Raw genomic sequence first — 23,053 nt, 5'->3', positions numbered from 1 at the left:
CTCAATCATTAAAAATTAAATTGCTTGAGTGCCTCAGGCATGCCTTGTGCAATGGCAGCCTGCTCTTTTGCAGCATAGCTTGCCGCATCCCACAATTCGAGGTGACTTCCCATTCCGAGAAGCATCACTTCTTTTTCAATGCCTGCAGCTGAACGCAACTCTGGACTGACCAAAATTCTGCCTGCACTGTCTAACTCAACATCTGCAGCACTTCCTAAAAATATTCTGCGCCACCAATGCGCATCCATCGGCAACTGAGCAACGCGGGAACGAAAGGTTTCCCACTCAGGCCTGGGGAATAACAGCAAGCAGCCATCGGGGTGTTTGGTTAGGGTCACTCTACCTTCGCCCTGAACCAACAAGGCGTCACGATGCTTGGCCGGCACAGACATGCGACCTTTTGCATCTAAATTGAGAGCTGAAGCACCTTGAAACACGATTTACCCCACTTTTTCACACTTCCTCCCACTTTAGAGGATCAAATACCGAGGGTCAAGTGTTTTAAGGGGTTTTTTTAGGAAATTCTCTAGTGTTTACAAACACTTAGCGTTGTCTGTTCATAAAATACTGAGAATAAAATCTCTCTTTTAAACAATAACTTGGCTAATATACTTAATAGTAGGTCTTAGCTATAGAGCTAAATATGACAGAAATACACTGTTTTTAATCACAGTATATTTATTTTTCGATATTCAAAAAACGTGTGATTTAGATTTTGTAAGCACTGCTCGTCATCAGCTTAGAACTTGCTTCCATTAGCTTCTGAACTGTCGGAGGCAAAACCACTCCACCAGCTTCCATCGCCTCTTTGCCGTGCTCGATTTCATCAAGGCGCATTTGCTCGACAATCGCACGAGACTGCTGATCATTTTCAGGCAAAGTCGATAAGTGACTTTGAAGGTGATTCTCAACCTGTTTTTCGGTTTCAGCAACAAAACCTAAACTCCATTGATCACCCGCTAAGCCAGCTAGCAAGCCAATTGCAAAGGATCCAGCATACCAAAATGGATTGAGATAGCTTGTATGTGAGCCCAACTCTTTTAACCGTGTTTCACACCAAGCAAGATGATCCATCTCCTCTTCTGCAGAGTGCTTGAGCATCTCTTGAATTTGAGGGTCTCGTGCTAAAAATTTTTGTGATTGGTAGAGTGCCTGGGCACAAACTTCACCCACGTGATTGACGCGCATTAAACCTGCAGAATGTGCACGCTCTGTTTCACTTAAAGGGGTTTTACCCTGAACTTCATTTTTCGGAATCGAGCGTCGAGAATGGGCTCCGCCTGAAATCGATTTCAGGGCAGTATCAAACTCAATAATCAGGCGATCTGACAAAAACATAGGCAAAAATCCTAGACCTGAACCTCAGCCTTGCAGCTCGACTTGGTCTTGAGACCCAACTCTTTCAAAAGAGCGAGGTCTTGTTCCGCCTCAGGATTACCGGTAGTAAGTAGTTGCTCACCATAGAAAATCGAGTTTGCTCCAGCCTGAAAACACATTGCCTGAACGGCTCTACCCAGCTCCTGGCGACCCGCGGATAAACGCACTCTGGCACGAGGCATGGTGATGCGAGCCACTGCGATCGTGCGAACAAACTCCAGAGGATCTAAAGGTTCTTGGTCGGCCAAAGGTGTACCTACAACAGGCACCAAATGGTTAATCGGCACAGACTCTGGGTAAGGCTTCAGGTTGGCAAGGCGGGCAATAAAAGCGGCCCTTTGCTGGCGTGACTCACCCATACCCACAATGCCACCACAACAGACTGACATCCCAGCTGCGCGCACATGATCTAACGTATCGAGGCGGTCTTGGTAGTCTCTAGTGGTGATGACAGAGCGATAAAAATCTTCGCTGGTATCCAGGTTGTGGTTATAAAAATCCAGGCCCGCTTCCTGCAAAGCCTTAGCCTGATTGGCTTCTAGCATACCCAGGGTTGCACAGGTCTCTAGACCAAGCGCCTTCACGCCCTTGATCATGGCAGTCACTTTTTCTATATCTCGGTCCTTGGGTTCACGCCAGGCTGCACCCATACAAAAGCGATTGGAGCCTGCCGCTTTTGCTGCTTTAGCTGCCTCTAAGACTTCGTCCAAGTCCATTAGCTTATTGGCTTTGATATCGGTGTGGTAGCGCGCTGCTTGGGGGCAATAGCCACAATCCTCAGGACAACCACCTGTCTTAATCGACAGGAGGGTGGCTAATTCCACATCACCCTCTGGGAAGTTGCTGCGGTGCGTCTCTTGTGCCTTAAACATCAACTCATTAAATGGGAGGGCAAAAAGTGCCTCAATTTGGGCAACGGTCCAGGTCGCCCCAATATCCAACTCCTTGATGCGCTGATCTGGCGATTTGATGTGATTCAGCGGCTTTTCAATCGTTTGCGAGTCCAGCATGGTGAATTTCCAGGAAATGACCTATTCAAACCTCAAACATAACAGATAGAGACTTAAATTAGGGAAAACTAGTGGTCAAATATCAATCATGAATACGCATTGGATTGACGAGCAGAATTTGCCAGACTCAAAAAACTGGGTTAAGCGGAGTTTGGCAGCAGTATGGCACCCCTGCACCCAGATGAAACATCATGAGTCTTTACCACTCATTGCCATTACTCGTGGTGAGGGTGCTTGGCTATTCGACGATAAAGGTAATCCATTTTTAGATAGCATCAGCTCCTGGTGGACCAATTTGTTTGGCCATGCTAATACTCGCATTAACCAAGCCATTACAAGTCAGCTAGAAAAAATTGAGCATGTGATGCTGGCTGGGTTTACCCATGCACCAGTTGTCGAACTTTCAGAAAAACTCAGCGCCTTAACCCAAGGTCATCTGGGTCATGTGTTTTATGCATCTGATGGCGCTTCTGCAGTGGAGATTGCCTTAAAGATGAGTCATCACTATTGGCAGCTTCAAGGGAAGACTGAAAAGAAAAAATTTGTTTGCCTTGAGAATAGCTACCACGGGGAAACTCTCGGTGCATTAGCAGTGACTGATGTTGCCCTCTTTCGTGAGGCCTATGGCTCACTCTTGCAATCGGTTTTTATTGCGCCCTCACCAGATAGTCGAAAAGCAATATCAGGGGAGTCCAGTGTAGATGTTGCAATTCGAGCTGCAGATGATCTAGAAGCCATTCTTGCTAAAGAACATCACAACATTGCTGCCTTGATCATAGAGCCCTTAGTGCAATGTGCAGGACAAATGGCAATGCACTCTCCAGAGTATCTGCGGCGAGTGAAGACCTTATGTGAGCAATATGAGATTCATCTGATAGCCGATGAAATTGCAGTGGGGTGCGGACGGACTGGTAAATTTTTTGCTTGTGAGCATGCTGGTATTTGGCCTGACTTTTTAACATTGTCTAAAGGCATTAGCGGAGGTTACTTACCGCTTTCACTTTCTATGACAACAGAGAAAATTTACCGCGCCTTTTACCAAGATCAAACTGCTCAGGGATTTTTGCATTCGCACTCATATACCGGCAACCCTCTAGCTTGCGCTGCTGCATTGGCTACCCTTGCGATCTTTGAAACAGACCAGGTCTTGGAAAAAAATATTGAGCGAGCACAAGATCTAAAAAATACTTTTAGCTGGGCCAAAGTAGATCCACGTTTAGAACATTGGCGCCAGCAAGGCATAATTCTGGCCTTTGACGTTAAACCTTCGGCTTTAAAAAAGCCGCATCGTTTCGCACGAGAGATGTTTGCAGCAAGCCTTTTAGAGGGAATATTAATTAGGCCCATCGGCAACACAATCTATGTCATGCCTCCATATATTTTGACTCAATCTGAAACTCAAAATATGAGTCAAGCAGTACAGCGCGCCCTGAACCAGGTTTTGCAATGAGCAATTCGTTTAAGGCACTGACACTCGTCAATCAAGCCATTACTCGACTGGAAGAGGGGCTCCTAAAACGCAGCCTTCGCATTAATGAAAAAGCCTGCGATGTAGATGCTGTTGTGGGAGACCGAGCGCTAAAAACGTTTTGTAGCAACGATTATCTAGGGCTCGCTAATCATCCCGCACTGGTAACAGCATTATCTGATGGCGCCCAAAAATATGGAGTTGGTAGCGGTGCCTCACATCTCATTAGTGGCCATAGTCGCGCACATGAGTTACTCGAAAATCAATTGGCTCGCTTTCAGAGTGCACATATCCCAAATGCACGCGCCCTTTTTTTTAGTACTGGCTATATGGCGAATCTGACCGCCATTACTGGACTCATTGGATTGGCGAACAAGGGTGAAGCTCATATCTACTCTGCAGCGCTCAATCACGCATCATTAATCGATGGCGTTCGCTTAGCTAGCTCACAACACCAAGCTTTAGTGACTATTTTTGATCATCTTGATCTTGCTTCGCTTGAGAAGGACTTGAGTAAAGATACCTCCTCTTTAAAGCTGATCGTGATCGATGGCGTCTTCAGCATGGATGGTGATCTCGCACCACTCAACTCATTACTGCAGCTAGCGAACCAATATGATGCATTACTCATGGTCGACGATGCGCATGGCTTTGGCGTACTCGGTGAAAAGGGTCATGGCATCCTAGAGTACTTAGATCTTCACTCTGAGCGATTGATTTATATCGGCACCTTAGGCAAAGCAGCTGGTGTCAGCGGTGCATTTATTTGTGCTGCGGATTCTTTCATTGAATGGCTGATTCAAAAAGGACGGCCATACATCTACACCACTGCAACATCTCCAGCAATTGCGCATGCTGTTTCCAAAAGTCTTGATCTGATTGAAGGAATTGAGGGTAAGACAAGGCGCAAACATTTAGATGAATTAATCAAGCTTTGGAATGAGGAAATGGTGTTCTCATGCTGGCAGAAAGCATCTTCTTCAAGCGCTATTCAGCCTGTGATCATCGGCAGCAATGCGCATGCCTTACAAGCTGCCAAATTGCTGGATGCAGCGGGATATTGGATACCAGCCATCCGACCCCCAACTGTCCCTGAGGGTAAGGCCCGTTTGCGAATTACTTTTTCTGCAAACCATACCGTGGATGATGTGAAAGAACTCATTCAAACCTTACAAAAGATCGAGTCCAGCATGCTTGTAGAGGGTGTATCACTATGAGTCTTGCAAAGGGCTATTTCGTTACAGGCACCGATACTGAAGTTGGTAAAACGCTCGTCAGCGCAGCATTGCTATGGAAACTCAATGCCATGAACATTGATTCCGTTGGATTCAAGCCAGTTGTTGCTGGTACCTATCCAGCAGCAGATGGGTCACCTCTCAATGAAGACTTAGAAAGTTTAAGAATTGCATCTGCAACCAGAACTCAATACCCGCCATCCGCAAATGATCTCTGTCCATATATCTTAGATGCCCCCGTTGCACCGCACCTTGGCGCATCTGCTCAAAATATCGTGATTGATCCAAAAGTCATTTTGAGTACCTTTAAGAAATTACAAAATACATTCTCAACTGTTGTTGTCGAAGGTGTTGGTGGGTTTTTAGTACCCATCAATGCTGAAGAAAATATGGGCGATCTGGCTGTCAACTTTGATTTACCTGTGATCTTGGTTGTTGGGATGCGCTTAGGCTGCATTAATCATGCCCTCTTGAGTTGCGAAGCCATTGCCAAGCGCAAACTCAAGCTGGCAGGATGGGTTGCCAATACATTGAATGAACCGATGAGCATGCTGGAAGAAAATGTCTCAACCCTAAAAACTCGTATTCCCGCACCCTTTTTAGGGCTTATTCCTCGCCTCAGCAATCACTTAGTAAAACCCCAAAATGCGCCCTATTCGACAGAAGCGCTTGATTTTGCTGCTCAGCACCTGAATTTAGAGCTCCTTTAAGAGACTTTCCATCACTTTCGGCTAAGATGAAGGGATGCGTTTACTCCCTGAGATCATTGATTCCTCAAGCGCAATTCAAGAAATTCGGCGCAATATCCATGCCCACCCTGAATTACGCTTTGAAGAGAATCGCACTTCACAACTCGTAGCTGAAGCACTCTCGAGCTGGGGGATTGAAGTCTTCCGTGGCCTCGGAAAAACTGGGGTGGTCGGTCGTATTAATGGAGAGCTCGGTCCAGGAAAAATGATTGGCATGCGCGCCGATATGGATGCTCTGCCCTTGCAAGAGCACAACACTTTTTCACATTCATCTCAATACGCTGGAAAAATGCATGCATGTGGCCATGATGGTCATACCGCAATGTTGCTCGGAGCTGCTGAATATTTATCCAATCATCGAGATTTCAAAGGAAGTGTGATCTTTATTTTTCAGCCTGCCGAAGAGGGTGGTGCTGGCGCCCGCGAAATGATCAACGATGGCCTATTTAAACAGTTTCCTTGTGACGCCGTCTTTGGCCTTCACAATTGGCCAGGCTTAGCTGAAGGCAATTTTGGTGTTACTACTGGCCCCATGATGGCCTCTAGTAATACTTTTGAAATTACGATCAAAGGCAAAGGTGGTCATGCCGCACTTCCACACAATAGCGCAGATCCCGTTCTCACTGGAGTGCAAGTAGTTCAATCCTTGCAAAGCATTATTACTCGCAATAAACGTCCGGTTGATGCCGCCGTTTTATCTGTGACCCAGTTTCATGCTGGTGAGACCAGCAATGTAATACCAGACAGCGCCTTTATTGGTGGCACTATTCGGACCTTTACCTTAGAGGTCTTAGATTTAATGGAGCAAAGACTACGTGAAATTGCAGAACATGTGGCCAATGCTTTTGACTGTCACGCCGAAATTGTCTTTTCACGCAACTACCCTCCACTCATTAATCATGCAAAAGAAGTTCATTTTGCTGGCGAAGTGATGAAAGAACTCGTAGGCGAAGATCGGGTGAATATGCATATTGATCCCACTATGGGTGCTGAAGACTTTGCTTTTATGCTGCTAGAGAAGCCGGGATGCTACGTCTTCTTAGGTAACGGCGACGGGGACCATCGCTCGGCAGGTCATGGCATGGGACCATGTCACTTACACAACCCGTCTTATGACTTCAATGATGCGCTCATTCCGGTTGGAGTGAGTTACTGGGTCAAACTCGCTCAGCGCTATCTAGCTTAAGAGTTCGTAAATTTCGCTGGGCGTTTTTCAATAAAAGCTGCCATGCCTTCTTTTTGATCATGGGTAGCAAAGCAACTGTGGAATAAACGGCGTTCCAAATGAATTCCTTCAGAGAGCGTCGTTTCATAAGCAGTATTGATGCTTTCCTTGGCCATCATGATGGTCAATAAAGGCATCGATGCAATCTCCTGCGCAACTGCGATCACTTGTTTCAAGAAATCCGCTTGTGGAAAAATTCGAGAAACCAAGCCTGCTCGCTCAGCTTCAGCTGCATCCATCATGCGGCCGGTTAATACGAGATCCATTGCTTTCGATTTAGAGACAGCGCGGGGCAAGCGTTGGGTGCCACCAGCGCCTGGAATAATTCCTAACTTAATTTCGGGTTGGGAGAATTTAGCGGTTTCTGAGGCCATGATCATGTCGCACATCATAGCTAGCTCACAGCCACCGCCAAGCGCATAACCAGATACTGCAGCAATGATCGGTTTACGAATTTTTCTAATCTGATCCCAATTGCGCGTGATGAATTCTTGGCGATAGACTTCGTTAAAGCTCAGGCTTGCCATCTTAGAAACATCCGCTCCTGCGGCAAACGCTTTTTCGCTTCCCGTCACGATCATGCATGCAATCTGATCATCGGCATCGAATTTTTGCAAAGCAGAAACAAGCTCATCCATCAAGTCGTTATCAATCGCATTGAGGACCTGAGGTCGATTCAGGGTGATGATGGCAACCTTACCATCCACCTCAGTCAATATATTTTGATTACTCATGATTTCCTTCCAGCAAGAAGATTGTCTTAACGAGGCAATAGTAACCACATCTTGCCATTTTGCTTCATATGGCCCGCTAGCTCTGCCGCTGCATCACCAGATCCCCAGTAGAAATCTGCTCTAACGCCGCCCACAATGGCATTTCCAGTATCTTGCGCCATGACCAACTTTTGAATCCAATCGCCATTCGATAGTTTGCTGGTCGCTAAAAATACTGGCGCGCCAATAGGAATTGACCTCAGATCAACGGCAATACTTCTTTCGGGAGTCAGTGGCACCCCTAAGGCTCCAACTGGACCTACATCAGCACCGCCATCGCTCGGCAACTCTTTAAAGAAAACAAAGCGCGGATTGGCATTCAGCATTTCGTCTACTTGGCCTGGGTTGCGCTTAGCCCATTCAGAGATACCCTGCATCGAGGCCTGGCTCTTGGAAAGCGCATTGCGACTAATTAACCACTGGGCAAAAGATTGAAAAGGCTGGTCATTTGTTCCAGCAAAACCTAGACGCAAAATACGGCCATCTTGCAGACGAATTTTTCCCGAACCCTGAACCTGCATAAACGCTGCTGCAACCGGATCTTGGACCCAAGCGATTTCAGAGCCATTTAAAACCCCTGAACTCAGTAGCTGCGCCCGCGTTGGCGCAGGCATCGGCTTGGATTTCTTCCAGGCACTTGGGTAGGCATATAAAGGAACGGTAAATGTATTTGTTCTCGTTAGCGAACCATTCATGAGAGGTTCGTAATAGCCCGTAATGAGGCCGGTATCGCTACCGTTATTGCTATTACGCACTTCGTAGACCTGAAAACGACTTTCAAAGTATTGACGAATGCCTTGGGTATCACGCGCTGAAAGGGTATTTGCTTGGGCACAAACTCCGCGCCAATTGATCTCGCCGCTTTTTTTCCGAAGGACCTCGCAGCTCCTCAGCCACGCAGGCCAAGCCTTGCTGAGATCATCCTCGCGCCATCCTGGTAGAGCCTGCCATGAGACTGCAGAAAAAGTAGCTATCTGAGAGCCATATGAACTGGGAGCCCCTCCACCACTGGAGTAAGTTCCCGGGCCACGTGTGGGGGGCACAGAGCAGCCCACAACCAAACCCAAAATAGCCGCTAGGAATACACTACTCAGGTAGCGCCGACTGAGACAACCCAATAATTGATGAAATTTAGAAGCCATGATTGCCAATTTACTCGATGAATACCCAATGCTTCTTTTTGTCCTTGAGGCAGCCATTGCGCTGGGATTGTTATTGTTTATTGTCCTTTGGACCGGAAAAGGGAAAAAATAGCTAGTTGCTAGTGCAAAGTTCTAGGCATCACTAGGGCAAACTCAGGAATAGGCGCCTGAAAGAACTGAGCCTCCTCAGTAATGCAGAAATATTCCCCTCTCATGGTGCCGGCCGGAGTGGGCAAAGTCGCCCAGCTGGTGTACTCAAATTGCTCGTTTGGCCTTAAAAGCGGTTGCTGACCAACCACCCCCAAGCCACGCACCTCCTGGACGCCTCCATCTCCATCCGTAATGAACCAATGACGGGCGATCAACTGAACGTTCACCGCCCCAGAATTCCGAATGGTCACGGTATAGGCGAAGGCGAATTGTTGGTTATCGGGGTCAGATTGCTCTGGAAGGTACTGGGAGTGCACAGTAATACTGATCTCTATGGAATTCATGCCGCAATTCTGCTCCATCCAAAGTACAACTGCAAGCTAGAATCTAGGGATGGATAAGCCAAATTTGCCCCCCAATCCGCCTTTTGTCATAGCGCCCTCGATCTTGTCGGCTGACTTTGCCTGTCTAGGCAAAGAAGTGACAGAGGTTCTCGCTGCTGGGGCAGACTGGATTCACTTTGACGTGATGGATAACCACTACGTCCCTAACCTCACCATTGGACCATTGGTCTGTGAAGCTATTCGACCACACGCCATCAAAAATGGTGTGCCAGCAATCATCGATGTCCATCTAATGATTGAACCTGTTGATCGAATTGTTCCTGACTTTGCCAAGGCGGGGGCCAACCTCATTAGCTTTCATCCTGAGGCAAGCCCTCATGTGAATCGCACGCTGAATCTGATACGTGATCACGGCTGTCAAGCAGGTTTAGTTTTCAATCCTGCAACCCCCTTAGACCATCTCGATCACATTCTGGATTTAGTGGATCTGGTTTTACTCATGTCAGTCAATCCCGGATTTGGTGGGCAGTCATTTATTCCAAGCACGCTCAGCAAGATAGCCCAAGTCAGAACTCGCTTAGACCGCCATCAACAGGAAAGCGGTAGAAAGATACGACTTGAAGTCGATGGTGGTATCAAAATCGATAACATCGCTGAGGTTGCAAAGGCTGGTGCTGATACATTTGTCGCTGGCTCAGCGATTTTTGGCAAACCCAATTACGCAAATATTATTCAAGAGATGCGCTCAGAATTGGCGAAGTCAGGACAAGCGTAATGCAGCTCGATGAATTTAATGCTTTAGCAAAGCAAGGCTTTAATCGCATTCCTTTGGTAAAAGAAGTATTGGCCGATCTTGAGACACCGCTATCACTTTATGTGAAGCTCACTCAAGCCTTTGGTAAGAAAAATACTTACTTATTAGAATCTGTTTTGGGCGGTGAGCGCTTTGGGCGTTTTTCATTTATTGGCCTACCAGCCAAAACCATCTTAAGAACTACTGGTACACCTACTGCCCCTCTGACTGAAATCGTCACTGATGGCAAGGTTGTAGAAAGCAATCAAGATAATCCGCTCGATTTTATTGACGCTTACTTCAAACGTTTTAAGGTTGCCTTACAAGCTGGGCTACCCCGCTTCTGTGGGGGCTTAGCAGGTTATTTTGCTTACGACACTGTACGCTATATCGAAGCAAAACTCGCTAGACACAATCTCCCAGACGAGCTGGGTGTGCCTGATATTCAACTCATGCTCACAGAAGAATTAGCAGTAGTTGATAACGTTGCTGGCAAAATTTATTTTATTGTCTATGCCGATCCTTCTCAGAACGATAGCTTTTCAAAAGCACAAGCGCGTTTGAAGGAATTACTCGCATGTTTAAGCAAACCTTTCAGCATGCCTGCCTCTCGACCAAGTAGCAAAACTGAATTGGTGCGTAACTTTAAGGCGGCAGATTTTGAGAGCGCCGTTCTCAAAACCAAAGAATACATTTTGGCTGGCGATTGCATGCAAGTAGTTATCGGCCAACGTATTAGCAAACCGTTTACTGATTCTCCTTTGGCGCTGTATAGGGCTTTACGATCCCTTAATCCATCACCTTATATGTACTTCTATGACTTTGGGGACCTTCAAGTAGTTGGCTCCTCGCCAGAAATTTTGGTTAGACAAGAGCTTCGTGAGGGAAATAAGATGGTGACGATTCGTCCGCTTGCTGGCACACGTCCTCGTGGTAGCACTCCAGAAGAGGATGAACGTCTAGCAAAAGAACTGTTGGCGGATCCCAAAGAAATTGCTGAGCATGTGATGTTGATTGATCTGGCTCGTAACGATGTGGGTCGGATTGCTAAAACAGGTTCAGTCAAAGTCACTGACTCTATGTCGATTGAAAAATATTCTCATGTGCAACATATTGTGAGTTCAGTTGAGGGTCAATTACTCGACAATATGAGCAATATGGATGTTCTGCGCGCTACATTTCCAGCAGGCACCCTATCGGGTGCCCCCAAGATTCGGGCAATGGAAATTATTGATGAGATGGAAGTCGTTAAACGCGGTGTCTATGGCGGCGCTGTGGGCTACCTTTCTTTCTCGGGTGATATGGATGTTGCGATTGCAATTCGTACAGGAGTTATTCGGAATGGAGTTTTACATTCCCAAGCCGGAGCTGGCGTAGTAGCCGACTCAGATCCCTCCGCCGAATGGAGAGAGACAGAAGCGAAAGCCCGTGCAGTTTTAATGGCAGCAGATTTAGTACAAGGAGGACTCGATGCTCCTCATGATTGATAACTATGATTCTTTTACGTATAACTTGGTTCAGTACTTTGCTGAACTGGGTGAAGAAGTAAAAGTTGTTCGTAACGACGAAATTGCAGTTGAAGAGATTGCCGCTCTTAAGCCGAGTCGTATTTGTATCTCTCCAGGACCTTGCAGCCCAGCAGAAGCCGGCATCTCGGTAGCGACTATCAAGCGCTACGCAGGACAAATTCCGATTTTGGGCGTTTGTTTAGGGCATCAAGCCATTGGCGAAGCCTTCGGCGGACGGATTGTGCGCGCCCAAAAAGTAATGCATGGCAAAACAGATCAAATTCATCACACGGGATTAGGCGTTTTTAAGAACTTGCCCGATCCATTTACAGTGACCCGTTACCACTCTTTGGCAATTGAAAGAAGCTCTTTACCAGCAGCTTTAGAGATCACCGCAAGCTCATCCGATGGAGAAATCATGGGTGTGCGTCATCGCGAACTTGCTGTGCAAGGAGTGCAGTTTCATCCTGAGTCAATTCTGTCCGAACATGGACATGCTCTCTTAAAGAATTTCCTTCAGGCCTCATCATGAGCGTCATGTCCATTACCCCTCAAGCAGCCCTCCAGCGCTGTATCGAACACCGCGAGTTATTTCCTGATGAGATGACCTATCTCATGCGCATGATGATGAATGGTGAAATGCCGCCTACCTTGATTGCGGGATTATTAGTCGCCTTGCGTACTAAGAAAGAGACCGTTGGTGAAATTGCCGCTGCCGCTAAGGTGATGCGTGAGTTTGCCACCCCTGTCCATGTTGATGACAAAGCGCACTTAGTGGATGTAGTTGGTACTGGCGGTGATGGCGCCCATACTTTCAATATCTCTACTGCAGCCATGTTCGTTGCAGCGGCAGCTGGCGCAAAAATTGCTAAGCATGGCAATCGCAGCGTGAGTAGTAAATCCGGCAGTGCGGATGTTCTTGAGGCTCTTGGCGTCAACTTGAACCTGACCCCAGCAGGAGTCTCTCAATGTATTGCTGAGATTGGCGCAGGCTTTATGTTTGCCCCCAATCATCACCCTGCCATGAAAAATGTTGCCCCAGTTCGCAAAGAGCTGGGTGTGCGAACCATCTTCAATATTCTTGGGCCATTAACCAATCCTGCAGATGCTCAGCATATTTTGATGGGCGTTTTTCATGCTGATCTAGTAGGGATTCAGGCGCGGGTTCTACAAGCGCTGAATATGAAACATGCCCTAGTGGTCTATGGTCGCGACGGCCTTGATGAAATTTCTCTTGAGGGCGCCACTTTAGTAGGTGAGCTTAAAGATGGCACAGTCCGCGAATATGAAATTCACCCCAAAGATTTTGGTCTAACCACCGCCCCCACGGCTAGCTTCAAAGTAGCAAATGCTTCGGAGTCTAAGCAGATCATTCTAGATATCCTGAGTGGTGCAGTAGGTCCAGCCAAAGATATTGTTTGTCTGAATGCTGGGGCTACGCTCTATGTTGCTGATATAGCCAAAGATATTGCTAGTGGCATTGCAATGGCAAAGCAAGCAATTGAATCTGGTGCCGCGCTACAAAAACTCAATGCATTCACCGCAGCGAGTCATCGCAATCAATCCTAAGCACTAGATATATATGAGCGATATTCTCGACCGAATTGTGGCGACCAAGCGACTGGAAGTGGCCAGAGATCAACAACAGATTTCTCTTGCCCAGCAACGTAACAAAGCAGAGTCTAATAATCAAAACGGGTCACTCAAACCTCGTGGGTTTGTAGCGGCGATTGAAAAGAAAATTGCCAGCGGCAAACCTGCCGTCATCAGCGAGATTAAAAAAGCCAGCCCCAGCAAAGGTATTTTGCGGGAGCATTTTCATCCTGCTGAAATTGCTCAAAGCTATGCCACTAATGGCGCGGCCTGTCTCTCTGTTTTAACTGATACCGACTATTTCCAAGGGGCGAATGCTTACTTAGAGGCCGCTCGTGCTGCCTGCACTATTCCGGTACTTAGAAAAGATTTCATGATTGACCCCTATCAAGTCTACGAGGCTCGCGCCATTGGTGCCGATGCCATTCTGCTCATTGCTGCAGCCCTGGATCTCAACCAAATGAAAGAGCTTGAACTGTGCGCTAGCGAACTAAACTTGGATGTATTAGTAGAAGTTCATGATGCTGAAGAATTAGAGTCTGCACTTGAATTAAAAACGCCGTTACTCGGAATTAATAATCGCAATCTCAAAACATTTGAAGTGAGTTTGCAAACCACTATCTCCTTACTCCCCCTTATACCAAAGGGGAAGATCGTCATTACTGAGTCTGGGATATTAAATATCGAGAACGTCCAGTTAATGCAAGATCATGATGTTCATGGCTTTTTGGTTGGCGAAACTTTTATGCGTGCGCCCAATCCTGGTGAAGCGCTTAATGCACTTTTCAAGTGCAAGGATTGAAATGTATTTGCATTCAATTAGGCATATAATTAGCTCTAAGGCTAATACTGAACGATACGTTCATTTCACCAATACAAAATGTCAAATACCAACTCTTCCGCCTACTTGCGATTTTTAAATCTCATTGATGCAATCGACAGAATTGCGCCAGGCAAAAAGCTAGATCACACAGAAGAAAGCCTGCTCAATACGATTGTGCTGAACTTTCAGGCGAAAAAATCAGTGCTAGTCGGCGATTTAATTTCACTTTCAGCATTAGGTTCGCAAGCTACACTGCATGGTCGTCTTAAGACCTTGAGTGCCATGGGATATATCAAGATGGCAGCAAATGAAGATGGTCGTAAGAAAGAGGTTATTCCTACTAAGCTTGCTCTTAAGCGCTATGAAGAGCTTTCGAAGTGTCTTGAAAAGGCCGTTAAAGCAGCCAGCTGATCAAATCTTCTCTGGTATCAAATAAAAAGCCCGCTATGTAGCGGGCTTTGTTGTTTTAGTTGAGCAATCTAGACATTGAATAAGAAATTCAATACATCTCCGTCTTTGACTACGTATTCTTTGCCCTCGGCACGCATCTTGCCGGCTTCTTTGGCTCCCGATTCACCCTTATATTGAATGAAATCAGCGTAAGCAATGGTCTGGGCACGAATAAAGCCACGCTCAAAGTCCGTATGAATCACTCCTGCCGCTTGTGGCGCAGTATCTCCTTGATGAATCGTCCAGGCTCGCACTTCTTTGACGCCAGCGGTGAAATAAGTATGCAAACCTAGTAAAGCATATCCGGCCCGAATAACACGATCTAGGCCAGGCTCTTCCATACCCAGATCCGCCAAGAAGGCCGACTTATCAGCCTCGTCCAAATCGGCAATTTCTGCCTCAATTGCGGCGCAGACTGCCACAACCGGTGCACCCTCTTTTGCCGCATGCTGCTGAACGGCCTCAAGATGGGGATTGTTGGTAAAACCGTCCTCTTTCACATTCGCCACATACATGGCAGGCTTGGCAGTAATCAAACAGAGTGGCTTGATCAATAATTTCTCTTCATCAGTGAGCTTTAGGCTGCGCACCGGTAAAGCGGAATCTAAGTGAGCCTGGACTTTAGTCAGCACCGCTACCAATGCAGCAGTCTCTTTGTCATTACCTGACTTTGCTGCTTTAGAAGACCGATTTAAGGTCTTTTCAACCGTTGCTAAATCGGATAAAGCGAGCTCGGTATCAATCACACCAATATCGGCAATTGGGTCAATCTTGCCAGCCACGTGAATCACATTAGGATCCTCGAAGCAGCGCACCACATGCGTAATCGCATCGGTCTCGCGAATATTCGCTAAAAATTGATTGCCTAGACCTTCACCTTTGGAGGCGCCTGCGACCAAACCGGCAATATCCACAAATTCCACCGCAGCAGGAAGGATCCTCTCCGGAGAAACAATCTCAGCCAGGGCGGCTAAGCGGGGGTCAGGAACCTCGACCACGCCCACATTAGGCTCGATTGTGCAAAAAGGATAGTTCTCAGCCGCAATACCAGCTTTGGTAAGCGCATTAAACAGGGTAGATTTGCCGACATTAGGCAGGCCGACGATGCCACATTTCAAAGACATGTTTACATTGTAAAGGGGCTGGTTTCGATATCATCGAGTTATGTCAGAAGTTCATCAAAAACAGGCTTTCGTAAGCACTACCAACCCCCTAGGCTCTAAGTCGATTGACGTAGCTGTCATTGGCGGGGGCATCGTTGGCAAAGCAGTGGCGCTGGGCCTCGCACAACTAGGGCTCCAAACCTTAGAGATTGCTCCCGGGCTGGACCAGAGCATTCCCAGCCCTGCCGGATCCGGGTGGGGACAGCGCATTTATGCCTTTTCGCCAGGAACTGTTTCTCTACTAAAACATCTACAAGTCTGGGATGCCGTTGATCATGCTCGCCTTCAGGTTGTGAAAGATATGCGTATTTATGGCGATCGGGGCGAGCGGACAGACCAACTCCATTTATCGGCTTTCGAGGCAGGCGTTTCCGAATTAGCCTGGATTGGTGAATCTGAAGTGATTGAACATACCTTAGATACTGCGTCACGCTTTCAAAATAAATTAGAGCGTTTAAGTGCCAGTATTGCTGAAATCCATGTTGACAAGGGCGGCGCTCACTTACAACTTGAAAATGGAAAATCCATTTTTGCCAAGCTCGTGATTGCTGCTGATGGTGCCAACTCCTTTATTCGCTCAGCCATCGGAATTGAAATCACAGAAGAAAGTTATGAGCAGAATGCAGTCGTAGCCAATTGGCAGTGCACCCAATCGCATTTACAAACTGCCTACCAATGGTTTCTGCCAGACGGTGACATTATTGCGATGCTGCCCTTACCCAATCAACAAGTATCGATGGTCTGGTCTACATCAAATCGTCACGCCGCACATTTACTTAAGCTCAGCCAGTCTGAGTGGAGTAGACAGTTTTCAGAAATCGCAAATGGGGCTATTTTTCAACAACTCGGTGAGTTAACCCTGAGATCACAGCCTACTAGCTTTCCCTTAAGAAAAATGCGTGCCGAACGATTAATTGGGCCCTCAGAAGATCCTAAAGTTGCTCTTCTTGGGGACGCGGCACACGTCATACATCCCTTAGCCGGCCAAGGACTCAATTTGGGACTGCGCGATGTTGCTACGCTCCTAAATGTTCTAGGGAAACGCGAAAGCTTTCGCTCGATTAATGATTTCAATTTACTAAGACGCTACGAGCGTGAACGTCAAGGCGATATGAGCGCCTTGCTCTGGGTTACCGATAAATTAAAAAAATTATTTTCTGGTTCAAGCAATACAGAACGTTTCATCCGCAACTTTGGTCTAGGACTAGTAAACAAAAGTCATTTTTTGAAGCAGCGCCTGATTCAACAGGCTCTTGGAGATAGCAATCTTGAATAAATTATTACCAGTCCTTTTATATCTTGCCTTGAGCCTCGGTTTTGCAAATCTTTCCCATGCTCAGTCTGAGCAAAAAATCAAAACTGAGCTTCAAGGCAAATTAGGTGCTAATGCCAAGATTAAATCTGTTACCGCTTCTCCAATTGCAGGGATTTATGAAGTTCAAGTAGGTAATGATGTGTTCTATACCGACGTCAATGGTAAATATCTTCTTCAAGGAGAGATTATTGAAGTTGCTACTGGTAAAAATATCACCGAGCAACGGCAAAGTGATCTGAATCGAATTAAATGGTCTGATTTACCAAGCGCCAATGCCATCAAAGTGGTGCGCGGTAATGGCAGCCGCCAGTTAGCCATCTTTGCCGATCCCAATTGTGGCTATTGCAAGCGCTTAGAAAAGTCTTTACAGCAACTCGATAACGTCACTATTTATAACTATCTCATTCCGATTTTGTCAGCAGACTCAGTACAAAAAGCCAAACAAATTTGGTGCGCCGCCGATCCCAGTAAAACATATGTGGATTGGATGCTCAATGGCGTACCTATCACTGGTAAAAGCGATTGCAATACTGGAGCAATCGAGAAAAATCTTGTTTTAGCAAAGACTTTAGGGATTACTGGCACGCCTACGATCTTCTTTATGGATGGCAGTCGCTTCCCTGGCGCAGCGCAGTTGGCTGACATCGAGAAAAAGCTGGCTAGCCTCAAATAGTTAGCCACTCATGAATATGAACCCAGCCATTACTCAAGATTACCCTGCAATTGAATACACGATCTGGCCAGCAGATCTGCATGGACACCGCTTTCACGTCAAACTTCGCATTCAGAATCCCGATCCTGCTGGACAAGTCTTACAAATGGCCAGCTGGATTCCGGGGAGTTATTTGATTCGAGACTTTAGTAAGCATATTGAGACCATTGCGGCCTACTCTAGCCATAAACCTCAGCAGTCAATTGCACTAGAGCGCATTAACAATGACCAATGGCGCTTGCCCCGCGTTACTGGCCCAGTTGAAATCCTGACAACCATTTATGCCTTTGACTCATCGGTTCGCGCCGCTTATCTGGACACTGAACGTGCATTTTTTAATGCAACCAGTTTGTGTTTAATAGTGCAAGGGCAGGAAAATATTCCATGCGCTTTGGTGCTTGTTCCGCCAAAGACTGCAGATGCTGAATTTTGGTCCGTTCAAACCACGCTGCGCTCCGTCAAAATAGATCGGCAAGGTTTTGGCTTTTATCTCGCTGAAAATGTTGATGACTTGATTGATCATCCAATTGCGATGGGACAGTTTCAGGTGGTTGAATGGAAATCTCAGGGCATTTCACACAGCATGGCGATTCAGGGGTGTGTTCATCCAGTGCAACATAAAAGACTGGCAGAAGATCTGGAAGCGATTTGCTCATCGACCATTGCGCTCTTTGAACCCAAAAGTAAACGGGCTCCATTTAATCGCTATTTATTTTTAGTCAATGCAGTGATCAGCGGTTATGGCGGACTGGAGCATCGTAATAGTACCGCTCTACTCTGCCGTCGTGACCAAATCCCCCAGACAGAGATGGCTTTGGAGGAAAAAGCCTATCAAGAATTCTTAGGACTGTGCAGTCACGAATATTTTCATGCATGGCTAGTCAAGCGCATCCAGCCTAAAGCATTTCAACCCTATCATTTAGATCGCAGAAATCACACGCGATTACTTTGGTTATTCGAAGGCTTTACTAGCTACTACGATGATCTGCAACTCTTCCGCAGTAAGCGAATCGATTTAAAAACATATCTCAGTATTATTGCTGACCACTGGAACGCCATCTTGCGCAGTCCAGGAAGAAATAAACAAAGCCTCGCTGACAGCTCCTTTGATGCTTGGACTAAGTATTACCAAGCTGATGAAAATACCCCCAATAGTGTTGTCAGTTACTACGGTAAAGGAGCCCTCTTAGCATTGGGCCTGGATCTTCAAATTCGGAATTTCACAAAAGGTCGTAAGTCACTTGATGATCTAATGCGCTTAATTTGGCAAGAGCATGGTTTGACCATGAATGGCATTGAAGAAAATGGTCTCGATTCTCTTATCTCTGATTTATTGGGAATGGGCTTTCAAAAAATTTGGTCTGAATTTAAGACCCGATACATCTTTGGTACAGCCGATCTTCCCTTAGAAAAATGGTTTAACCCGCGCTTTATTAAGGTGGACTCTAAATTACTCACCAAGCTTGAGATGGTAAAGCTAAGCTTCGGCGTTCGATATACAGACGAGAAGGGCTGGCTCAAATTAACACATGTACTTGATGGTGGACTCGCTCAAGCAGCTGGACTAGCACCCGGCGATCTGATTGCTAGCATCAACGGTCAGCGAGTCACGGGCTCGCGCTGGGATAAACTCTTAGGTAGCCTGACAATGAATCAAGATCTGATTATCTGTTTTTATCGTCAAGATCTTGAGCATGAGCGCATGGCACCTCTCAACATTCATCAAACGCCAAAGCAATATCAACTTTCAACCGTGTAATCGAGTCTGATGCTGATTTCACCAGAAGATATTCCGCAGGATTGGCGGGCATTGCTTGGGGATTATTTCAGTTCGCCAGAATGGTTTGACTTACAAACCGGTCTGCAATCAGAACTTAAAGCTCATCCAGAATTGATCCGACCTGAGCCCAAAAATTTTTTTAGTGCATTGCGTTTGACGCCAGTCGATCAAGTCAAAGTCATTATCTTGGGGCAGGATCCCTATCACTCTCCTGGTTTAGCCCAAGGCCTTGCTTTTTCAATCCCGGCAGATATTCCTACAAACTCCAGAGAGTTTCCAAGCTCGCTTCGCAATATTCGTAAAGCACTGGCTCTTGAGGGCTTCGGGAATTTACCGCACGGGAATTTACAAGATTGGGCCACTCAAGGCGTTCTCCTACTCAATACCGCACTCAGTGTGAAATTGGGCGAAGCCGGCAGCCATACTAATTTAGGATGGGGCTCGCTGGTAAATGCCTTGATTCGCTCTTTAGCTAACCAGCGGACTGGTCTAGTTTGGATGCTTTGGGGTGGTCATGCGCAATCGAAATTGAGCCTGATTGAACCAGGCAGAGATCAATTGATCTTGTGTGCTTCTCACCCTTCTGGACTTGGGGTATATAAAACCGATCGCCCCTTTTTAAAACCCGGTGGGCAGGCAAGCTGTGGGCATTTCACAAAAGCCAATCAATGGCTCGATAGCCATCAGCAATCTTCGATTGTTTGGGTTAGGGAGGATCAGAAACCAGCTGGCACGCAGGAAGGTTTATTTGAATAAGGCAGCCCAGACTGCCCCTGAGATACCAGAAGCAACAATGGCACTAAACCACTCAAGCATCTGGCCAGATTGAAAAAACTGTCCAATTTGACCGATATAGGAGCTTCCAAGGGCAGCTAGAAAGCCCAGCAAAACACCGCCAAGCAGGCGATAAATTGGGGTTGGACGCAAGGATCGCCGGGGATAGAAAATCCAACTAGCTAGGCTAGAACCACCCCCGATTAGCAGAAAAGCCAAAAACCCCATTGCAACCCCCATGATTAGCGTCTTCAAATCTATAATTACCATTATGAAGTTGTTGACACTCGGCATCAATCATCACACAGCGCCGGTCGCCATTCGGGAAAAAGTTGCCTTTGACCCTGAATTTCTTCAAGAAGCGTTGCACAACCTTCGCCAACATCTCGTTGGCGCGAATCAGGCCGGGCTGCCAGAAGCAACCATTCTGTCAACCTGCAATCGCACTGAAGTCTATTGTGCCGCTAATGATTCTGATGCTGCCAACGTCTTACATGAGGCCACTTTTGACTGGTTAGCGAAAACCCAAGGCCTAGCCCCCAGTAGCTTGCAACCCCATATTTATTCATTGCCACAATCTGAAGCAGTCAGACACGCTTTTAGAGTAGCCTGTGGACTCGACTCCATGGTGATTGGTGAAACCCAAATCCTTGGGCAAATGAAGGATGCCGTTCGTACCGCAAATGATGCTGGCGTATTAGGCACCTATCTGAATCAACTCTTTCAGAAAACCTTTGCAGTCGCTAAAGAAGTCCGTGGCACTACTGAAATTGGTGCACACTCGATTTCTATGGCAGCAGCCGCAGTCCGATTATCTGAGCGGATCTTTGAGAGCATTCAGGACCAAAGAGTATTGTTTATTGGCGCAGGAGAAATGATTAATTTATGTGCCACGCACTTTGTTGCACATCATCCGAAAAGTGTTGCGATTGCAAATCGGACGATCGAGCGTGGCCAAGAACTGGCTGACTCGATTGCCAATCAAGATATTGAAGCAGAATCTTTTAAGCTTTCTGAGCTATCCCATCACCTCCACGAATTTGATATTGTCGTCTCAAGCACCGCCTCCTCCTTACCGATTATTGGATTGGGTCTTGTAGAGAGCGCCCTAAAGCATCGCCGTCATAAGCCAATGGTCATGATTGACTTAGCAGTACCACGAGATTTTGAACCTGAAATTGCTCGCCTGAATGATGTGTATCTTTATACCGTTGATGACTTAGGCGTCATGATTCAGACGGGCGCCTCTTTGCGTCAAGCAGCAGTAAGTCAGGCAGAAGCGATTATTGAAGATCGTGTGGGCAACTTTATGCATTGGATGCAAGGTCGCAATGCTGTCCCGTTGATTCAAGATATTCAGCAACAGGGTGAGCAACTGCGTCAACTGGAATTAGAGCGCGCGATGAAGCGCCTCATGCGCGGTGATGATCCTCAGGAAGTCCTGCAAGCCATGGCGCAAGGGCTTACCAATAAGTTTTTACATGGCTCTCTTCATGCTTTACAACATTCCAATGGTGCTGAGCGTGACGCCCTGATTAAGCTCCTTCCTAAATTATTTGCCTCACAGACTAAGCCAGAAGATCATTAAATGAAGCCCAGCATGCGGGCTAAGCTAGACCATCTCGATACACGCTTAGCTGAACTCAATTCCCTCTTAACCACTGAAGAGTCCACAAAAGACATGGACATCTATCGCAAACTCACTCGTGAGCATGCAGATATTGCCACTGTCGTTGAGCAATTTGGTCTATATAAACAAGCTGAAGCGGATTCTGAGGCGGCTGAAGAAATGCGCAAAGATCCGGAGATGAAAGACTTTGCGGATGAAGAGCAAAAAAGAGCTTTGGCCACGATGGCAGAGCTGGAAGCGGTTTTACAAAAACTCTTACTTCCCAAAGATGAAAATGACGAGCGTAATGTCTTCTTAGAAATTAGAGCAGGTACTGGTGGTGACGAAAGCGCCCTCTTTGCAGGAGACCTACTCAGAATGTACACACGCTTCGCCGAAAGACAGGGCTGGAAAGTCGAAGTAGTCAGTTCAGCTGAGTCAGACTTGGGTGGCTATAAAGAAGTCGTGCTCCGCCTGGTTGGACAGTCAGTCTACTCAAGACTGAAGTTTGAATCCGGCGGTCATCGCGTTCAGCGAGTTCCGCAAACTGAAACGCAGGGACGAATACATACTTCAGCCTGCACTGTAGCGGTGATGCCAGAGGCAGATGAATTGGAAGCCGTCAAAATCAATCCTGCTGAACTGCGGATTGATACTTTCAGAGCATCTGGTGCAGGCGGTCAACATATTAATAAGACTGACTCAGCAGTCCGGATTACCCACTTACCAACCGGGACAGTAGTTGAATGCCAGGATGATCGCAGTCAGCATCGCAATAGAGAGCAGGCTATGAAGGTCTTGGTATCGCGCATTATGGATGCGCGGCAGCGCGAGAAGCATCAGCTCGAAGCACAAACCCGCAAATCTCTGATTGGCTCGGGCGATCGTAGTGATCGTATTCGGACCTACAACTTCCCGCAAGGTCGGATTACCGACCACCGCATCAATCTCACGCTCTATAAAATCGATGCCATGATGGACGGTGATATCGATGATCTTTGCAACGCATTAGCATCCGAGCATCAAGCCGAGCTTCTCGCTGCTTTAGGTGATAACTAAT

General features: G+C 46.8%; 24 protein-coding genes. 16 read left to right on the top strand and 8 right to left on the bottom strand.

Translation table 11 applies throughout. From position 1 onward, the window contains the following. Positions 1-8 precede the first annotated feature (8 nt). The 3 genes from mraZ to bioB form a co-directional block, all read right to left on the bottom strand. A complete protein-coding gene (mraZ, locus tag ICU98_RS00835) occupies positions 9-437 on the bottom strand; it encodes a division/cell wall cluster transcriptional repressor MraZ (protein WP_215336826.1) in 429 nt (142 codons plus the stop codon). 271 nt (positions 438-708) lie between these two features. Next, complete coding sequence (gene coq7, locus ICU98_RS00830) at positions 709-1,338, bottom strand: 2-polyprenyl-3-methyl-6-methoxy-1,4-benzoquinone monooxygenase (RefSeq protein ID WP_215352276.1); 630 nt, start codon at positions 1,336-1,338, stop codon at positions 709-711. A gap of 11 nt (positions 1,339-1,349) precedes the next feature. Continuing rightward, entirely contained in the window at positions 1,350-2,387 is a 1,038-nt protein-coding gene (gene bioB, locus ICU98_RS00825; RefSeq protein ID WP_215352275.1) for a biotin synthase BioB, read from the bottom strand. 88 nt (positions 2,388-2,475) lie between these two features. Here bioB and bioA point away from each other — a divergent pair, with 88 nt between their 5' ends. Genes bioA through ICU98_RS00805 form a run of 4 tightly spaced genes read left to right on the top strand, consistent with a single transcriptional unit; the run spans position 2,476 to position 7,025 of the window. Continuing rightward, positions 2,476-3,837: an adenosylmethionine--8-amino-7-oxononanoate transaminase gene (gene bioA / locus ICU98_RS00820; protein WP_215352274.1), complete on the top strand. Its 1,362-nt coding sequence runs from the start codon at positions 2,476-2,478 to the stop codon at positions 3,835-3,837. After that, positions 3,834-5,072, top strand: coding sequence for an 8-amino-7-oxononanoate synthase (locus ICU98_RS00815; protein ID WP_215352273.1), 1,239 nt, complete (start codon positions 3,834-3,836; stop codon positions 5,070-5,072). The genes bioA and ICU98_RS00815 overlap by 4 nt, the downstream gene beginning before the upstream one ends. Then, positions 5,069-5,800 carry a dethiobiotin synthase gene (bioD, locus tag ICU98_RS00810; RefSeq protein WP_215352272.1) on the top strand — a complete coding sequence of 244 codons (732 nt, stop codon included), beginning with the start codon at positions 5,069-5,071 and terminating at the stop codon, positions 5,798-5,800. The genes ICU98_RS00815 and bioD overlap by 4 nt, the downstream gene beginning before the upstream one ends. A gap of 34 nt (positions 5,801-5,834) precedes the next feature. Next, positions 5,835-7,025, top strand: coding sequence for a M20 aminoacylase family protein (locus ICU98_RS00805; protein WP_215352271.1), 1,191 nt, complete (start codon positions 5,835-5,837; stop codon positions 7,023-7,025). Here ICU98_RS00805 and ICU98_RS00800 read toward each other — a convergent pair. From ICU98_RS00800 to apaG, 3 genes are all read right to left on the bottom strand, one after another. Beyond that, positions 7,022-7,798, bottom strand: a complete 777-nt coding sequence (locus ICU98_RS00800) for an enoyl-CoA hydratase (protein ID WP_215352270.1) — start codon at positions 7,796-7,798, stop codon at positions 7,022-7,024. The two genes, ICU98_RS00805 and ICU98_RS00800, sit on opposite strands and share 4 nt — an antisense overlap. A 26-nt stretch (positions 7,799-7,824) precedes the next feature. After that, positions 7,825-8,979, bottom strand: coding sequence for a murein transglycosylase A (locus tag ICU98_RS00795; RefSeq protein WP_215352269.1), 1,155 nt, complete (start codon positions 8,977-8,979; stop codon positions 7,825-7,827). Positions 8,980-9,098: 119 nt separating this feature from the next. Next, complete coding sequence (gene apaG / locus ICU98_RS00790; RefSeq protein WP_215336809.1) at positions 9,099-9,473, bottom strand: Co2+/Mg2+ efflux protein ApaG; 375 nt, start codon at positions 9,471-9,473, stop codon at positions 9,099-9,101. 49 nt (positions 9,474-9,522) lie between these two features. Here apaG and rpe point away from each other — a divergent pair, with 49 nt between their 5' ends. The 6 genes from rpe to ICU98_RS00760 all read left to right on the top strand — a co-directional run bounded on the left by rpe (position 9,523) and on the right by ICU98_RS00760 (position 14,601). Then, on the top strand, positions 9,523-10,248 hold the full coding sequence (gene rpe / locus ICU98_RS00785; RefSeq protein WP_215352268.1) for a ribulose-phosphate 3-epimerase: 726 nt from the start codon (positions 9,523-9,525) through the stop codon (positions 10,246-10,248). Then, positions 10,248-11,753, top strand: a complete 1,506-nt coding sequence (gene trpE, locus ICU98_RS00780) for an anthranilate synthase component I (RefSeq protein WP_215352267.1) — start codon at positions 10,248-10,250, stop codon at positions 11,751-11,753. Before rpe ends, trpE begins: the two co-directional genes overlap by 1 nt. Further along, positions 11,737-12,306, top strand: coding sequence for an aminodeoxychorismate/anthranilate synthase component II (locus ICU98_RS00775; protein ID WP_215336804.1), 570 nt, complete (start codon positions 11,737-11,739; stop codon positions 12,304-12,306). The genes trpE and ICU98_RS00775 overlap by 17 nt, the downstream gene beginning before the upstream one ends. Positions 12,307-12,311: 5 nt before the next feature. Beyond that, on the top strand, positions 12,312-13,343 hold the full coding sequence (gene trpD / locus ICU98_RS00770; protein ID WP_215353031.1) for an anthranilate phosphoribosyltransferase: 1,032 nt from the start codon (positions 12,312-12,314) through the stop codon (positions 13,341-13,343). Positions 13,344-13,356: 13 nt separating this feature from the next. Beyond that, the gene (gene trpC, locus ICU98_RS00765) at positions 13,357-14,169 is read left to right on the top strand and encodes an indole-3-glycerol phosphate synthase TrpC (protein ID WP_215352266.1); all 813 of its coding nucleotides are present in this window, start codon (positions 13,357-13,359) and stop codon (positions 14,167-14,169) included. Between the two features lie 78 nt (positions 14,170-14,247). Continuing rightward, on the top strand, positions 14,248-14,601 hold the full coding sequence (locus ICU98_RS00760; RefSeq protein ID WP_215352265.1) for a hypothetical protein: 354 nt from the start codon (positions 14,248-14,250) through the stop codon (positions 14,599-14,601). 68 nt (positions 14,602-14,669) lie between these two features. Here ICU98_RS00760 and ychF read toward each other — a convergent pair whose 3' ends face one another. After that, the gene (gene ychF, locus ICU98_RS00755; RefSeq protein WP_215352264.1) at positions 14,670-15,764 is read right to left on the bottom strand and encodes a redox-regulated ATPase YchF; all 1,095 of its coding nucleotides are present in this window, start codon (positions 15,762-15,764) and stop codon (positions 14,670-14,672) included. Between the two features lie 40 nt (positions 15,765-15,804). Between ychF and ICU98_RS00750 the strand changes: the two genes are divergently transcribed. Genes ICU98_RS00750 through ICU98_RS00735 form a run of 4 tightly spaced genes read left to right on the top strand, consistent with a single transcriptional unit; the run spans position 15,805 to position 20,366 of the window. Continuing rightward, positions 15,805-17,079 carry an FAD-dependent monooxygenase gene (locus tag ICU98_RS00750; RefSeq protein ID WP_215352262.1) on the top strand — a complete coding sequence of 425 codons (1,275 nt, stop codon included), beginning with the start codon at positions 15,805-15,807 and terminating at the stop codon, positions 17,077-17,079. Then, positions 17,072-17,791, top strand: coding sequence for a DsbC family protein (locus tag ICU98_RS00745; RefSeq protein ID WP_251365353.1), 720 nt, complete (start codon positions 17,072-17,074; stop codon positions 17,789-17,791). Before ICU98_RS00750 ends, ICU98_RS00745 begins: the two co-directional genes overlap by 8 nt. Positions 17,792-17,801: 10 nt before the next feature. Then, positions 17,802-19,589, top strand: coding sequence for a M61 family metallopeptidase (locus ICU98_RS00740; RefSeq protein ID WP_251365352.1), 1,788 nt, complete (start codon positions 17,802-17,804; stop codon positions 19,587-19,589). 9 nt (positions 19,590-19,598) lie between these two features. Then, positions 19,599-20,366, top strand: coding sequence for a uracil-DNA glycosylase (locus ICU98_RS00735; RefSeq protein ID WP_215352260.1), 768 nt, complete (start codon positions 19,599-19,601; stop codon positions 20,364-20,366). Here ICU98_RS00735 and ICU98_RS00730 read toward each other — a convergent pair. Then, the gene (locus tag ICU98_RS00730) at positions 20,355-20,537 is read right to left on the bottom strand and encodes a hypothetical protein (RefSeq protein ID WP_251365351.1); all 183 of its coding nucleotides are present in this window, start codon (positions 20,535-20,537) and stop codon (positions 20,355-20,357) included. The two genes, ICU98_RS00735 and ICU98_RS00730, sit on opposite strands and share 12 nt — an antisense overlap. A gap of 118 nt (positions 20,538-20,655) precedes the next feature. Between ICU98_RS00730 and hemA the strand changes: the two genes are divergently transcribed. Continuing rightward, complete coding sequence (gene hemA, locus ICU98_RS00725; RefSeq protein ID WP_215352259.1) at positions 20,656-21,972, top strand: glutamyl-tRNA reductase; 1,317 nt, start codon at positions 20,656-20,658, stop codon at positions 21,970-21,972. Then, positions 21,973-23,052, top strand: a complete 1,080-nt coding sequence (prfA, locus tag ICU98_RS00720; RefSeq protein ID WP_215336791.1) for a peptide chain release factor 1 — start codon at positions 21,973-21,975, stop codon at positions 23,050-23,052. It begins immediately after the preceding gene. Position 23,053: the final 1 nt, after the last annotated feature.

The organism is Polynucleobacter sp. MWH-P3-07-1 (assembly GCF_018687555.1).
In the GTDB taxonomy this organism is placed as follows: Bacteria; Pseudomonadota; Gammaproteobacteria; order Burkholderiales; family Burkholderiaceae; genus Polynucleobacter.
Note: the sequence above shows the minus strand (reverse complement) of the source record. Positions and strands in the feature narration are given on the sequence as shown.